15 protein-coding genes and 1 pseudogene are annotated in these 15,523 nt (G+C 43.0%); all 16 read left to right on the forward strand.

The window, feature by feature from the left end; genetic code table 11:
* Positions 1–392: 392 nt before the first annotated feature.
* Complete coding sequence (locus IEW67_RS16140) at positions 393–746, forward strand: YojF family protein (RefSeq protein ID WP_188634105.1); 354 nt, start codon at positions 393–395, stop codon at positions 744–746.
* A 101-nt stretch (positions 747–847) separates the two neighbouring features.
* Complete coding sequence (gene bshB2 / locus IEW67_RS16145) at positions 848–1,516, forward strand: bacillithiol biosynthesis deacetylase BshB2 (RefSeq protein ID WP_188634106.1); 669 nt, start codon at positions 848–850, stop codon at positions 1,514–1,516.
* 23 nt (positions 1,517–1,539) lie between these two features.
* Positions 1,540–1,734: a PspC domain-containing protein gene (locus IEW67_RS16150; RefSeq protein ID WP_188634107.1), complete on the forward strand. Its 195-nt coding sequence runs from the start codon at positions 1,540–1,542 to the stop codon at positions 1,732–1,734.
* Positions 1,734–2,090 carry a phage holin family protein gene (locus IEW67_RS16155; protein WP_188634108.1) on the forward strand — a complete coding sequence of 119 codons (357 nt, stop codon included), beginning with the start codon at positions 1,734–1,736 and terminating at the stop codon, positions 2,088–2,090. The genes IEW67_RS16150 and IEW67_RS16155 overlap by 1 nt, the downstream gene beginning before the upstream one ends.
* Before the next feature lie 118 nt (positions 2,091–2,208).
* Entirely contained in the window at positions 2,209–3,141 is a 933-nt protein-coding gene (hprK, locus tag IEW67_RS16160) for an HPr(Ser) kinase/phosphatase (protein ID WP_188634109.1), read from the forward strand.
* Positions 3,142–3,152: 11 nt separating this feature from the next.
* Positions 3,153–3,992 (forward strand): prolipoprotein diacylglyceryl transferase, encoded by an 840-nt coding sequence (lgt, locus tag IEW67_RS16165; protein WP_188634110.1) that lies wholly within the window; start codon positions 3,153–3,155, stop codon positions 3,990–3,992.
* A 128-nt stretch (positions 3,993–4,120) separates the two neighbouring features.
* Positions 4,121–4,755 (forward strand): annotated as a pseudogene (gene ppaX / locus IEW67_RS16170) (pyrophosphatase PpaX).
* 3 nt (positions 4,756–4,758) lie between these two features.
* Positions 4,759–5,268 carry an acyltransferase gene (locus IEW67_RS16175; RefSeq protein ID WP_188634111.1) on the forward strand — a complete coding sequence of 170 codons (510 nt, stop codon included), beginning with the start codon at positions 4,759–4,761 and terminating at the stop codon, positions 5,266–5,268.
* Between the two features lie 336 nt (positions 5,269–5,604).
* Positions 5,605–7,044 (forward strand): nicotinate phosphoribosyltransferase, encoded by a 1,440-nt coding sequence (locus IEW67_RS16180; protein ID WP_188634112.1) that lies wholly within the window; start codon positions 5,605–5,607, stop codon positions 7,042–7,044.
* A gap of 168 nt (positions 7,045–7,212) precedes the next feature.
* Positions 7,213–7,758, forward strand: a complete 546-nt coding sequence (locus IEW67_RS16185; protein WP_188634113.1) for a glycerol-3-phosphate responsive antiterminator — start codon at positions 7,213–7,215, stop codon at positions 7,756–7,758.
* A gap of 194 nt (positions 7,759–7,952) precedes the next feature.
* Complete coding sequence (locus IEW67_RS16190; RefSeq protein ID WP_188634114.1) at positions 7,953–8,783, forward strand: MIP/aquaporin family protein; 831 nt, start codon at positions 7,953–7,955, stop codon at positions 8,781–8,783.
* Between the two features lie 26 nt (positions 8,784–8,809).
* Positions 8,810–10,303 carry a glycerol kinase GlpK gene (gene glpK, locus IEW67_RS16195; protein ID WP_188634115.1) on the forward strand — a complete coding sequence of 498 codons (1,494 nt, stop codon included), beginning with the start codon at positions 8,810–8,812 and terminating at the stop codon, positions 10,301–10,303.
* 404 nt (positions 10,304–10,707) lie between these two features.
* The gene (gene dhaK / locus IEW67_RS16200) at positions 10,708–11,691 is read left to right on the forward strand and encodes a dihydroxyacetone kinase subunit DhaK (protein WP_188634116.1); all 984 of its coding nucleotides are present in this window, start codon (positions 10,708–10,710) and stop codon (positions 11,689–11,691) included.
* A gap of 15 nt (positions 11,692–11,706) precedes the next feature.
* Positions 11,707–12,327 carry a dihydroxyacetone kinase subunit DhaL gene (dhaL, locus tag IEW67_RS16205; RefSeq protein ID WP_188634117.1) on the forward strand — a complete coding sequence of 207 codons (621 nt, stop codon included), beginning with the start codon at positions 11,707–11,709 and terminating at the stop codon, positions 12,325–12,327.
* A gap of 1 nt (position 12,328) precedes the next feature.
* The gene (gene dhaM / locus IEW67_RS16210) at positions 12,329–12,703 is read left to right on the forward strand and encodes a dihydroxyacetone kinase phosphoryl donor subunit DhaM (protein WP_188634118.1); all 375 of its coding nucleotides are present in this window, start codon (positions 12,329–12,331) and stop codon (positions 12,701–12,703) included.
* A 190-nt stretch (positions 12,704–12,893) separates the two neighbouring features.
* On the forward strand, positions 12,894–14,555 hold the full coding sequence (locus IEW67_RS16215; protein ID WP_188634119.1) for a glycerol-3-phosphate dehydrogenase/oxidase: 1,662 nt from the start codon (positions 12,894–12,896) through the stop codon (positions 14,553–14,555).
* Positions 14,556–15,523: the final 968 nt, after the last annotated feature.

Consider the following 15,523-nt stretch of genomic DNA (forward strand, 5'->3'; position numbering starts at 1 on the left):
GGAGAGATGTATCCGGCATATTATAAAGGCATACATGGACAGGAATACAAAAAATACAAATTATCGGATTTTCTCTAACGAAGATAGAAAAAAGGACTGGGCCGCACTTTGCCCGGTTTTTCTAATGTATGTATTGAGGCGTGAGACGAGAAACATGTTCCCGAGAGCGCAAACATGGGAGCGAAAATCAAGACATGTTCCAGACAAAAGTTTTGACGCGATTGTAAGGTTTCGATAACCTTGAATAGGAGGTAACATTCATATATATCGGTCAATAATAATGCCCCCAAAAAGGTAACCGCATGTAAATGTCCGATTCCGTTAACGAACATTCAGCAAGACTGCTTATCCCGCTGAATGACGTTTCACTTATACTTGGGAGGAACTTGAAAATGAAGCCAATTGAAATTGAAAAGGTACAACAACTATTGGAAACGTTTATCAACAGAGATGTCTATGTTCATTTGGAAACGACAAATGGCGCCTATGCAAGCCATTTTAATGATAAAGCATATAATGTCGGTGCCTACATACGCAATGCGAAGGTGGGTGTTTTACAAGCAAAAATTATCGGGAGCGGCAACAGTTATCGTGTCGGTCTTAAAACCGGAATAGGATGGGTTTATGCTGAGGGCCTGACAGACTGGACTCTTCATAACGAACAACAGTTGCTTCTGGCCGGGCATGACCGTGAAGGAAGACTGATGGTCGCCCTTCATATCAGCGAAACCCCACTTGGAAAGTGATAATCGCTTGAACACATTGCCTTTATATGGATACAGAATTTAAAAAGTCAAAGTCTATAACGATATAACTAAATTTTTCAGCAAAGGGTCAGGTGAAAAAGATGGAAAAACATGTTGTTGTGATATATCCGCACCCGGATGACGAGTCATTCGGTGCTGCCGGAACGATTGCGGAATATCGTGAGCAGGGGGTGCCTGTCACGTATTTATGCGGCACGTTAGGTGAAATGGGCAGAAATATGGGGTCGCCTGCTTTTGCTAACCGTGAAACACTGCCGGAGATCCGCAAAAAGGAATTGGTTAATGCGTGTGCAAAATTGGATATTGACCTCCGCATGCTCGGTTATCGTGATAAAACGCTGGAATTTGAAGATAGACGCGCGATTGCTGAGCATTTAAAAGGGTTTCTTGATGAGATTCGGCCTAGTCTGGTTATTACACATTATCCCAATTACGCTGTGCATCCTGATCATAATGCAATGGGAGCAGCCGCCATCGAAGCGGTAAGACTGATGAATCCGCAAGATCGTCCGGTTGTCTGGGCTCAGGCGATCAGTAATAATCGTATCGAAGAACTGGGCAAACCGGATGTGAGCAATGATGTTACACCACTTTTCGATCAAAAGATGGAAGCCATTCTTAGTCATGAATCACAAGCCAACGGTATAATGACACAATTTCAGGAAAATTTCGCAACAAATGATGTGAAGGAAGCGGCTAAAAAACAATTAGGAAAAGAACAGTTTTACTTTTGGGATTTTCGTGAATAATTTAGTAAGAGAGGAGAATTATCATGAACAAACGATTATATCGATCAAATTCAGAGCGTATGATAAAAGGGATTTGCGGAGGACTTGCAGAGTACTTCCGTATTGACCCGACTATTATCCGTTTACTGTTTGTGGCACTGGCATTTGCGGGAGGGGCATCCATCTACGCGTATATCATCGGTGTTTTCGTCATTCCAAATGAGCGGGAGGTGCATTAATGCTGCTTCGCTGGATTATATCGGTTTTTCTGAACGCTGTTGCACTTATTGTCGTAGCACAGCTGTTTAGTTCTTTCCAGCTTGATGGATTTGGCACTGCGCTTCTGGCCAGTGTTATTCTTGGGATTTTAAATACGATTGTCAAACCGGTGTTGGTTGTTTTAACATTGCCGATAACATTGCTGACACTCGGGTTGTTCTTGTTCATTATCAATGCTATTACGCTTATGATTACCCAGGCAATAATGGATAATTCATTCGTTATTGATGGATTCGGGACCGCGGTCATTGCAGCCGTGATCATATCCATTTTGAATTTATTGCTGAACAAACTCGTTAAGGACACGGTCACATAATCGCAGGTGAGTTTCCTGCGATTTTTTCATCGCTTATAAGGAATGACAATACTCAGGTGATGTTAAAATATGCTACAATGTAAACCAGCAGTTAAGGATTTAATGGAGGTTTCAGTTCATGTCGACAGTCCGTACGAAAGATTTGCTGGAAAATTTCAACCTGACCCTTGTAGCCGGGGGGGATGGTGTGCACCGGGAGATTATTACAAGTGATGTGCATCGTCCCGGTATTGAAATGACTGGCTATTTTCATTATTATCCGAAAGAACGGGTCCAATTAATCGGCAAAACAGAGATGGCTTATTTTCTTGATTTATCTGATGAAAGTAAACAAGACCGCATGGAACAGATGTGTACAGATATTACACCTGTTATTGTCATTTCACGTGGAATGGATATCCCTGAGGTCATGCTGGAGACGGCAGATAAAGCAGGCGTACCGATTTTGCATTCACCACGAAAAACAACACGTGTTATCAGTAGATTGACCAATTATCTGGAGGCAAAGTTTGCGCCATTTACTGCCATTCACGGTGTGCTGGTCGATATCTATGGTGTTGGCGTGCTCATAACAGGACAAAGCGGTGTGGGTAAAAGTGAATCGGCTCTCGAACTGGTAAAACGCGGTCATCGTCTGGTTGCTGATGACAGTGTAGAAATTCGACAGGAGGACTATGATGAGCTAATCGGGAATTCACCGCCGTTAATTGAGCATCTGTTGGAAATCCGAGGGCTGGGTATCATTAATGTTATGACTCTTTTCGGTGCTGGTGCCATCAGGAGTTATAAAAAAATCTCATTGATTATCAATTTAGAATTATGGGATGAAAATAAACAGTACGATCGCCTCGGGCTTGATGAAGAAAAAATGAAAATCATGGACGTCAGCATCCCGAAAGCAACCATTCCGGTTCGGCCCGGCCGAAATCTGGCAGTTATCATTGAAGTTGCTGCCATGAACTTCCGCCTGAAGCGAATGGGAGTAAATGCTGCCGAGGAATTTTCCGAACGGCTGACAGAGATGATTGATGAAGAAAATGATACAGAGTAAGGGTGATGAAAATGACGTGTAATGCACCAGCGATAGATCCTGTTTTTTTGAACATGGGCCCTTTGACTATTTACTGGTATGGGTTGATTATCGCTTTTGGAGCTTTTTTGGGATTGTATCTGGCAACTAAGGAATCTGACCGGCTGGGACTGCAAAAGGATTTGATGGTTGATTTAGTTGTGTTCGCCATTCCGGTTGCGATCATTTTTGCACGTATTTACTATGTATTCTTTGAATGGGAGCGTTATACAGGCGGACCTTGGTGGGATGTTTTCGCTATCTGGGAAGGCGGTATCGCCATTCATGGGGCACTGATTGGATCGGTATTGACAGCTGTTGTATTTGCCCGGGTAAGACATGTTCCATTTTGGCAGCTGGCAGATATTGCGGCACCAAGCTTGATTCTGGGACAGGCGATTGGCCGCTGGGGCAATTTTATGAATCAGGAAGCACATGGCGGACCGATTTCAGAAGAAACATTTAACAGTTTTCATACATATTTGCCGGATTTCATTATGAATCAGATGTGTATTGATGGGATCATGTATCACCCGACATTTTTATATGAATCCCTTTGGAATATATTGGTGTTTATATTCTTATTAATTTTGCGCCGCAGGAATCCATTGCGTGGTGAAGTGTTCATGAGCTATTTGATCGCTTACTCAGCCGGTCGTTTCTTTATTGAAGGTATGCGGACGGACAGTTTATATGTGCCTGGAACCGAAATTCGAATGGCTCAGCTTATATCGGTTATCATTATCTTGGCCGTTATCGCTCTGTTCTGGTACCGTCGTAAAGCCGGTAAAACCAAAAAGCATTATGATGGTAAAATAGTCAAAAAGAAATAAAGAGAACTGGATGACGGTTTTGGTCTCGCCACTAGTATGCATGTGACCGGCAACTGTCATCCTCTTGCCGATATCTGCCGCATTTGTCAATAAGCGGTCTGAAAAACTAAACAGGAAGGAACCAGCACATGACCATTCACACCATACTTTTTGACCTTGATGGGACGTTAATTGACACAAATGAATTGATCATCGAATCGTTCACACATACATTTAATGCTTACGGGAAAAAACTTTCCCGTGCAGAAGCAATTGACTTTATCGGACCGCCGTTGAAAGATTCATTCAGGCAGTTTGCTCCTGATCAAGTGGAGGCGATGGTTGAAACATACCGAAAGCATAACATGGAGCACCATGACAGCTTTGTGAAGACATTTCCCAATGTTTCTGAAACGCTGGCAGAACTAAAAAAAATCATGTTCAGCTTGGGATTGTCACAACAAAAATGCGAAGGACAGTCGATATGGGTCTGCGAGTTACCAAACTTAACTATTATTTTGATACGATTATTACGCTTGATGATGTCAGCCATGCCAAACCGCATCCTGAGCCAGTTATCAAAGCTATGAACGCCATGAGTGCAAATGCTCAGTCAACACTGATGGTCGGTGATAATTCACATGATATTGAAGCGGGGAAACATGCAGGCGTTAAAACAGCGGGAGTTGCATGGTCACTTAAAGGACGCGATAAGTTATTGGCGTACCGGCCGTCATACATGCTTGAGGACATGCAGGACCTGCTGGAAATCACGGGAGTGTAAGCTATGCGAAAAACTAACCGATATTCCGTCGATCATACCAATTCCTTATGGCAGATTTATAACACCGTACCATTCTGGAAGGTCATGAAAAATTTTGTCGTTATTCAGATGGGGCGATACACACCTTTTTTAAGTGTGAAGAATTGGCTTTACCGGACGTTTTTGCGGATGGAAGTGGGAAAAAAAACAGCATTTGCTTTGATGGTCATGCCTGATACCATGTTTCCGGAAAAAATAACGGTCGGGTCAAACAGCATCGTAGGTTATAATACAACCATTCTTGCACACGAGTATTTAATCAAAGAATACCGAATCGGGCAAGTTATGATTGGCAATGATGTCATGATAGGAGCCAATTCAACAATTCTACCCGGTATAACAATCGGTGATGGAGCGATTATTTCATCAGCGACGCTCGTTAATCGGGACGTGCCTCCAGGAGCACTTGTCGGTGGTAACCCAATGCAGGTGATTTATACGAAAGAAGAAATGGAGAAGAGACGAAAAGAGTAAGCAGTCGGGTCAATAGACTCAGATGTGGTGATATTCAAATCTAAAGACATGATCTTGGCACTGCAGACGATGATACTTGAAATGTGATAGTCACCTTTTTGTTAGCGGTGGCTATTTTTTAACATCAGACAGTATAAATTATGGCTGACCTTATAAGAGAAACTTCGTCACACCTTATAAGACGAAGCGAATGGCGAGTTTTTCTAACAGCAGCACCGGATTAGCGCTATCTTTACATGTTTCCATTCAAGTCAATTTGGTTGCTAATGTCCATTTGTTTCAATACAAGCGTTTTTCATATAGAATAGCAGTAAAGCCAGGCAATGGAGGAGACCTATGGAATACGAAAACTTAACGTTGCACACTGACAAATATCAAATTAATATGATGTATGCACATTGGAAAAATAACTCGCACAATAGACAAGCTGTTTTCGACGCTTATATCCGAAAGAATCCTTTCCGGAATGGCTATACGGTATTTGCTGGACTTGATCGGATTGTGCACTACATCAATAATCTGAAATTCACAGAAGAAGACATCGATTATTTGAGGCAACAGGAAGAGAATTATGAAGAGGAATTTCTGGATGAACTGCGGCGTTTTGCGTTTACCGGTAACATTTATGCGATGCGGGAAGGTGAGATCGCGTTTCCGAACGAGCCGTTTATCCGAGTGGAAGCACGTATTTTTGAAGCGCAAATGATTGAAACGGCTATTCTGAATGTCATGAACTATCAGAGTCTGATTGCTACCAAAGCAAGTCGGATCAAACAGGTTGCCGGCAATGATACGCTGATTGAATTTGGAACACGCCGGGCACAGGAAGCTGACGCAGCAATTTGGGGAGCACGTGCCGCCTACATAGCCGGTTTTCATGGAACATCCAATATGCGTGCCGGTAAACTGTTTAATATTCCAGCGAAAGGCACCCATGCTCATTCCTGGATTCAAGATCACGACAGTGAAGAAGAAGCATTTGCGAATTTTGCTGAAGCTCTTCCTGACCAGTCGGTATTGCTTGTCGATACATATGATACGTTGAGATCAGGAATTCCAAACGCCATTAAAACGGGTGAAATGCTCGAAACCCAAGGAAAAAAACTGAAGGCCATCCGTCTTGACAGCGGCGACTTGGCCCGCCTGTCCATCGAAGGAAGGAAGATGCTTGATGAAGCCGGCATGGATCATGTTGAGATCATGGCATCCAATGATCTTGATGAAGAGGTCATCATGCATCTGAAAATGCAAGGAGCTAAAATTGATTCATGGGGTGTTGGGACCAAGTTGATAACCGGCGCCAGAAAGCCGGCGCTCGGCGGTGTATACAAATTGGTCGCGAGAGAAGATGAGAACAAGCTTATTCCGGTTATCAAACTGTCTGAAGATCTGGCTAAAGTGACAACGCCAGGTCCCAAAAAAGTTTATCGGATCATCAATCGCAGAACGAATAAATCGGAAGGTGACTATATCGCACTTTCATATGAAACAGTGAATGATAAGCCACTTAAGATGTTTGATCCATTTTTTCCGCAAAAGTTCAAATATGTGCATGACTATGAAGCAATCGATCTTTTGAAACCAATTTTCATTAATGGGAAACAGGTATATGATTTGCCGCCATTGGAGGAAATTCACCGCTATCATGAAGAGCAGCTATCTTATATATGGCCTGAAACATTGAGACTGCTTAATCCGCAAACTTACTATGTTGATTTGAGTTATGAATTGTGGAAGATGAAGCAGGATATGATGGAGAAACATTCGATGGAATGAAATATGGACATCATGTGTGCCGGAAGAAGTCTGGGATCATGCAACAGACAGACATCATGTTTTGCGGAAAGTGCATGAAATTCGTTATTAAATGTGCTTCAATAGCGGAACGACAGGGTGCTGCGTTAGGATTTTAGTGTGGTGAACAGCATTAAAGGAGGAAATAATATGGGGGTTCCCAAAGGGGTCGTTCCCGCTATCCGACAAATGAAGGATTTTGAAAAAGCTTTGGAATCTGAACAGAATACCATCATTTTTTTAGAAACACGGCTCGCCCAGTTAAAAAGTTTGGTTAAATACTCAAAACGGTCTGAGAAGCAAGTTCTGCTGCACTTTGATTTGATCCAGGGATTGAAAGCTGATGAGTACGGTATGGAGTTTTTAATTCGTGAAATCAAGCCTGATGGCATTATATCTACAAGGGGAAATATTATTAAACTTGCCAAGAAGCACAAGTTATTAGCCATTCAACGTATGTTTTTGCTTGATAGTATGGCCCTCGATCATAATTTAGCATTAATTGACCGTTTTAAACCTGACTGTATTGAATTATTGCCGGGGCTTATTCCTGATATTATTGAGCAGATAAATGTCGAGACCGGAATACCTGTTGTAGCAGGGGGGCTGATCAGGAATCAAAAAGAAGTTTCTTCGGCACTGGATGCCGGAGCAGTTGCTGTATCAACCTCAAATCGCGAACTATGGGATTATTAAAAAAAAGGTCTATATTATTGACAGCGTTTACACTTTTTTGTACAATGAATACAACAAGTTAAAAAGTGATGGAGATACGGAGGTCCACTCTACAATAGTACTTTAGTTAAAGTACGTCTATTGTAGTGTGGACTTTTTTAACGTCGTAGCCGTTTCTGTTACGGGCTTGTTATCGTAGTTAAAGGAGTGTTAAGATGCCCGAATTTTTAGCGGAGTTAATTGGTACGATGGTTCTGATTATTTTAGGCGGAGGTGTTGTTGGCGGCGTTGTTCTAAAGAAGTCAAAGGCAGAAGGGACAGGCTGGGTATTGATTACGATTGGCTGGGGTCTTGGTGTTACAATGGGTGTATATGCAGTTGGTCAATTTACTGGTGCACATATTAACCCGGCCGTAACACTTGGATTTGCTGCCGCCGGGGAATTTCCCTGGACAAAAGTACCGATGTATATCAGTGCTCAATTGATCGGTGCGTTTATTGGGGCAGTCATCGTGTTCTTTAATTATTTGCCGCACTGGAAAGAGACCGAAGATAAAATAGCCAAGAGGGATGTATTTTCCACAACCCCGGCGATCCGCAGTCCATTTTCCAATCTGGTTAGTGAAATGATTGGTACGTTTGTCCTTGTATTTGGACTTATGTTTATTGGTGCAAATGAGTTTACTGAAGGGTTAAACCCATTGATTGTTGGTTTACTGATTGTTGCGATCGGGATGTCATTAGGAGGTACGACCGGCTATGCGATTAATCCGGCCCGTGACCTTGGGCCGAGGATTGCTCATGCACTACTTCCAATCCCGGAAAAAGGAGGCTCTGATTGGAGTTATGCTTGGATTCCGGTTGCTGGTCCGGCTTTAGGGGGGATTTATGGCGCGGTATTCTATAATGCGATGTTCTTAGGTGAGTTTTCCGTACTTTTCTGGGTATTAAGTGGCGTAGTTGCCATCATTTTTATTGGAGCTGCCAACTCCGAGTTAAGGAAAGTGAACACAGTGGCAGAGAAAGTAGAGAATGAAATTGTGTAGGACAATAAATTAAGGGGGAGAATATTATGAGTGAAACTTTTATTTTATCATTAGATCAGGGGACAACGAGTTCACGCGCGATTCTGTTTAACCACAATGGCGAGATCGTGGAAACAGCGCAAAAAGAATTTCAGCAATTTTTTCAACAACCGGGATGGGTTGAGCATGATGCAAATGAAATCTGGACTTCTATGCTTGCCTGTATTTCAGAGGTTCTGCGCAAGGCAGATGCCGATCCTTCGCAAATTTCCGGGATAGGCATCACCAATCAGCGGGAAACGACAGTTGTTTGGGATAAAAAGACGGGTAAACCGATATACAAAGCGATTGTTTGGCAATCACGGCAGACGGATGGCATTTGCAAAGATTTAAAAGATCAGGGGTATGAAGATACTTTCCGCGCAAAAACGGGATTATTGCTAGACCCTTATTTTTCGGGTACAAAGGTGAAATGGATTTTTGACAATGTTGAGGGTGCCCGGGAGAAGGCCAATAATGGCGAATTATTATTCGGGACAATGGATACATGGATTGTTTACAAACTTTCAGGTGGAAAAGCACATATAACGGATTATTCGAATGCATCCAGAACATTGATGTTTAATATTTATGATTTGCAATGGGATGATGAGCTTCTGGACATACTCGAAGTACCAAAAAATATGCTGCCAGAGGTCAAGGAGTCTTCTGAAATATATGCCAATACGGTTGATTACCATTTCTTTGGCCATGAAGTTCCAATTGCCGGAATTGCCGGTGACCAGCAGGCGGCGTTATTCGGTCAGGCTTGCTTTGAAAAAGGTATGGCGAAAAACACATATGGAACCGGTAACTTCATGCTGATGAATACGGGAGAAGAAGGTGTTAAGTCTGATCATGGCTTGCTTACAACATTGGCATGGGGAATAAATGGAAAAGTGGAATACGCCTTAGAGGGCAGTATATTTGTATCCGGATCCGCGATACAATGGCTTCGTGACGGTCTTAATATCATCGATGATTCACCACAAAGTGAAGATTATGCAACACGCGTAGATTCAACGGATGGTGTTTATATGGTGCCGGCATTTGTCGGTCTCGGAACACCATATTGGGACAGTGACGTTCGTGGCGCCTTTTTCGGCATCACACGCGGAACGACACGCAGTCATCTGATTAGGGCAACTCTTGAGTCTCTTGCCTATCAGTCAAAAGATGTTCTTGACGCCATGATAGAGGATTCCGAAATTAATTTAAAAGGTCTGCGAGTTGATGGTGGCGCCGTTAAGAATGACTTCTTAATGCAATTTCAAAGTGATATTATTGGCGTACCGGTTGAACGCCCGGTCGTTCAGGAAACAACGGCGCTCGGAGCCGCCTATCTGGCAGGGCTTGCTGTCGGCTACTGGAAAGATAAGAATGAAATTGCTGAGCAGTGGAAGAAAGAACACACATTTAACAGCAACATGGCAGATGAAAAACGTGATGAACTCTATGCCGGTTGGAAAAAAGCGGTAGAAGCAGCAAGAACGTTTAAATAATAAACTGTTCGGGGAGGTCAATATTACAAGGGTAAAATTGATCTCCTTTCTTTTATAGCGTCAGAAAGTATACATTATGGATGACCTTATAAGTGCGTGTTTAAAAAGGAGGATAAAAAGGATCAAGAAGTTCGAGACGGCGCAGTTTCGAGCAGCGGAATGTATGCCTTTAGATACATGAGCACAAGTAATGCTGCCCTGAATCCGCTTCGCACGCAGTAAAAGTGTTTTTCTTTTCCAAGGAGCGGAGAAACAAGCCAACGAATTTTTACCGGACTTTTTGAACAACCTCTATAAGAAACTTCGGCACGTACTATTAGACAAGATGAATGTCGAGTTTTTCTAATTCCGCCCTAACGACAGCTCATTAAAGTCCATTCAAAAAGTTACAGGAGGGTAAAAAAGTGAAAAAGATCATCAATGATCCAAATGAAGTTGTTCAAGAAATGACGAAAGGAATGGCTGTTGCACACTCCGAACAGCTACATCAGTTACCCGGAACAACCGTTATTGCGAGAAACGACGCCCCGAATGAAAATAAAGTTGGGATTGTCAGCGGTGGCGGAAGCGGACATGAACCTGCCCATGCTGGTTATGTGGGCAAGGGCATGCTGGATGCTGCAGTTGCTGGTGAAGTTTTTACATCCCCTACGCCTGATCAAATACTGGAGGCCATTAAAGCTGTTGATGGCGGTGCAGGTGTGTTTCTAATCGTTAAAAATTATACAGGCGATGTGCTGAACTTTGAAATGGCAGCAGAACTTGCTGAAGCAGAAGATATTAGAGTAGAAAAAGTGGTTGTGAATGATGATGTTGCCGTCGATGACGTATCGTCACGAAGAGGCATTGCAGGTACCATTTTGGTTCATAAAATTGCAGGAGCAAAAGCTGAACAGGGCGGTTCATTAGAAGATGTCAAATCCACTGCTGAAAAAGTTATCGAAAATGTCAGATCGATGGGCATGGCGCTGAAACCATGTACAGTACCTGCTGCCGGCGTCCCAAGTTTTGAATTAGCTGAAAATGAAATGGAGATTGGTATTGGCATTCACGGCGAATCAGGAATCGAGCGAAAAGACATCAGTACTGCTGATGACATAGCAAAGGAACTAACTGATAAAATCCTTGGTGACTTTGATTTTTCCGGCAGTGATACAGCGGTTATGGTTAATGGACTGGGATCCACACCTGATATGGAACTATATATTGTGAGTAACAAGGTACAAGCGATATTAACGGACAACGGAATTTATGTTGACAAAACATTTGTCGGTGAATACATGACATCCTTGGAAATGGCAGGATGTTCGGTAACTTTATTAAAACTGGATGATGAATTAAAACAACTGCTTAACGAACCATCAAATGCAATGGCTTTTCAGGGATAGGAAAGGAGCTTGGACATGGAACTAACCGTACAGGATGTTGCGGCATGGATTGAGACATCAAATGAAAAAATACAAGCGAATAAAGAGTATCTTACAACCTTGGACCAGGCGATTGGGGATGGCGATCATGGTATCAATATGGCCCGGGGATTTCAGGAAGCGACTAAAAAAATAGCTGAGCAAACGTATACCAGCAGTGCGGCTGTTTTGCAAGATACCGCCATGACGCTCATGTCCAAGGTGGGCGGCGCGTCCGGCCCGCTGTTTGGAACAGCATTTCTGAAATTGTCCACAGCATTAAAAGGGAGTGAGCCCGTTGATTATAAAACATTTGCGGGCGGGCTGGAAGAAGCCGTGAATGGTATCAAACAACGAGGCAAAGCAACTGAAGGCGAAAAAACACTCCTGGATGTGTGGTCACAACTGGCGGCCTATTTTAATCGTGAAACAGGCTTCGATGGTGAAAAAATGGCTGAAGAAGCAAAAAGCGCTATGGAGCAGACAAAAGAAATGACGGCAACAAAAGGAAGGGCATCTTACTTTAAGGAACGATCAATCGGACATATTGATCCGGGCTCCGCATCTTCATCTTATATTTTCGAGGCCTTGGCTGATGTTATTAAAGGGGGAAAGTAACGTGTCCTATGTTGGTATCGTACTTATATCTCACAGTCCGAAAGTCGTTGACGGAATAAACGATATGATTCGGCAAGTCATCAAAGATGTTCCGATTGAAATGGCCGGCGGAACGGATGAAAATGATATTGGCACAAGTATTGAAAAAATCCGGCAGGCCATTGAACGTGCCGATAAAGGTCAAGGTGTAATGGTGTTTTATGATATTGGCAGTGCCAAAATGAATGCAGAGATGGCCATTGAAATGATGGAACTGGATAGTATCAAAGTTATGGAAGCACCATTGCTGGAAGGAGCGTATGTAGCGGCTGTTGAATCTGGCATGGAAAAAAATATGGATAATGTTGTTGCGGCTGTTTCGAAAGCATTCGATTAAATCATTATGCAATTTGGTATCAGTATGGTAGTATGAAAATAAGTTAATAAATTGCCGGAGAAATGGAGAAACCGCAAAGAACTGATGATGCCTTTTCATTGGTCTATTTTGCGGTTTCTTTTTTTCGGGAATATATGCAATAGCAATTTTAATGTTATTGAAAAAATCGAGGTTAAGGAGTGAAATGAACATGTCAGTATTTTCAAGTCATCAGCGGAATGCGATTTTCCAGCAAATCGAACAGAAACAGCTTGATGTGCTCGTTATCGGCGGCGGCATTACCGGGGCGGGAATAGGATTTGATGCTGCGGCCCGCGGAATGGATACCGCTGTTGTAGAAATGCAGGACTTTGCTGCCGGAACATCAAGCCGTTCCACCAAGCTGGTTCACGGTGGTTTACGTTATTTGAAACAATTTGAAGTGAGAATGGTGGCAGAGGTTGGCAGGGAAAGAGCAGTTGTCTATGAAAACGGTCCGCATGTAACAACCCCCGAGTGGATGATGTTGCCATTTTATAAAGGAGGCACATTTGGCCCATTTACAACGAACGTGGGTCTGCGTGTTTATGATTTATTGGCCGGTGTCAAAAAGTCTGAACGTAGAAAAATGCTAAGCCCTGAAGAAACATTGAAGAAGGAGCCACTTGTCCAACGTGAAAATTTACGAGGCGCCGGCTATTATGTTGAATACAAAACAGATGATGCCCGGCTGACAATTGAAGTCATGAAGAAAGCAGTTGAAAATGGGGCTCATGCAATCAATTATGCGAAGGTGATCGATCTTCTTTATAATGCCGACAAAGTAGTCGGAGCTGTTGTAGAAGATCAAATAACCGGGCAAAAGCGTCATGTTTATGCGAAAAAAATCGTTAATGCCGGTGGTCCATGGGTTGACGACATTCGTGAAATCGACGGTTCCAAACAAGGGAAAACACTTCATCTGACAAAAGGGGTTCACTTAATTTTCCCGAAAAGACGATTCCCGCTGCAGCAGGCGATTTATTTTGATGCACCGGACGGCCGAATGATTTTTGCCATTCCACGAAATAAGAAAACCTATGTTGGGACAACTGATACAGGTTACAGCGGAGAGATTGCCCATCCGCAAATGACTGAAGATGATCGCGACTATTTATTGAATGCGATTAATTATATTTTCCCATCGCTTGAGATGACCAAAGATGATGTGGATTCAAGTTATGCAGGCTTGCGGCCGTTGATTGCCGAGGAGGGAGAAGATGATCCTGATGAAATATCCCGGAAAGATGAAATGTTTGTTTCAGATTCCGGTCTTATCTCGATGGCCGGAGGAAAGCTGACGGGATACCGCAAAATGGCCGAGGAAACAGTAGACGCTGTTGTAAAGCAGCTGAAAGAAGAACAAGGCATTTTGTATTCAGAATCGGATACGGAGCATATGCCGATATCGGGTGGTGAAGTAGGCGGATCAAAAGGATTTCAGGAGTTTAAGGAACAGAAATTGGCTGAAGCGGCTGGTTTAGGGATTGCCGAGGAAACGGCTATTTTCCTTATTCAGAAATATGGCGCAAACGTCCAGCATATTTTCGAGTTATTTCAAGGTGAAAAAGCACGTGCAAATGAGGCAGAGATTGAACCTATTGTATTTGCTGAACTGAAGTATGCACTTGATCAAGAAATGGTTTATAAGCCGGTCGATTTTTTTGTGAGGCGGACCGGGGCATTGTTTTTCGATATAGACTTTGTCACAGCTCATAAAGATAACGTGATTCACTATATGGCAGAGACACTGCAATGGAGCGATGAGCAAAAACGGCAATATAACGATGAACTTGAGCAATTGCTGTATGAAGCGGTACATCCGGTTAAGTAATCGGGCGCAAGGGCCACAGTATGATGGTCCCTTGCGTTTTTTTTATAACGTCATAAAGTATAGATGATGGAAGACCTTATAAGAAAAACTCGGCACCCGCTATAAGACAAGGGAGAATGCCGCGTTTTTCTAAAAAGATAAAAACCATAAAATTTGAGTATGTCACAATACCCAAGACGGTGGTATTTTAGCATACCCAACTGTTGGACAGTCCAGGTGGTCCGAATCTATACAGCTTGGCGGATCCTCCCTTCCGTTATTTCACCTTTTCCCCTGGTTTTGCCCTGTTTTTACCCGAATAGGGGTTGGGAGGATCCGGAAAATCTAGCTCCGGCGGATCCTCATTCCGTTATTTCGCCTTTTTGCCCCCGTTTTGCCGCGTTTTTACCCGAATAGCGGAATGAGGATTCATTGCAACGCTAAAAAGGGTGATTTATGTCCATTTAGCGGAATGAGGATCCGTTAGGAAGGGATAACCCAGCTTCGGCGGATTCTCCTTTCCGTTGTTTCCTGGATTCCCGGAAAAAACACGATTTTATAACGAGAAATGCTGGTATAACAGGATTTTCAAAATTATTAACTCGTTATATATGCATTTATGTAACGAGAGGAGAATGTTGCTTTGTCGGTAATTGTAGACTGTCTCGTTATACATTCCGGGAACGCAGGTTATTTGCTTCCTGGAAACATAAGCCCGGTCGGATGTTCCCAAGACAAGATTCAGTTGTGAAACGTGTTGGGAGAGGTGGTATCCCACACATGGACAGGAATACAAATTATCGGATATTCTCTAGTTTGGCTAAACAGAAAAGGACCGGGCCGCTTTTTGCCCGGTTTTTCTTAAAAGATAAGAAAGTATAAAATTTGAGAATATCACAATACCCAATACTGTGTGTTTTTGCGCACCCCGCTGTTGGGCAGTCCAGGTAGTCCGAATCCGCATGATAACTTTTAACTTACAAATGCGT

Origin of the sequence: Lentibacillus kapialis, assembly GCF_014646635.1 — a bacterium.
In the GTDB taxonomy this organism is placed as follows: Bacteria; Bacillota; Bacilli; order Bacillales; family Amphibacillaceae; genus Lentibacillus; species Lentibacillus kapialis.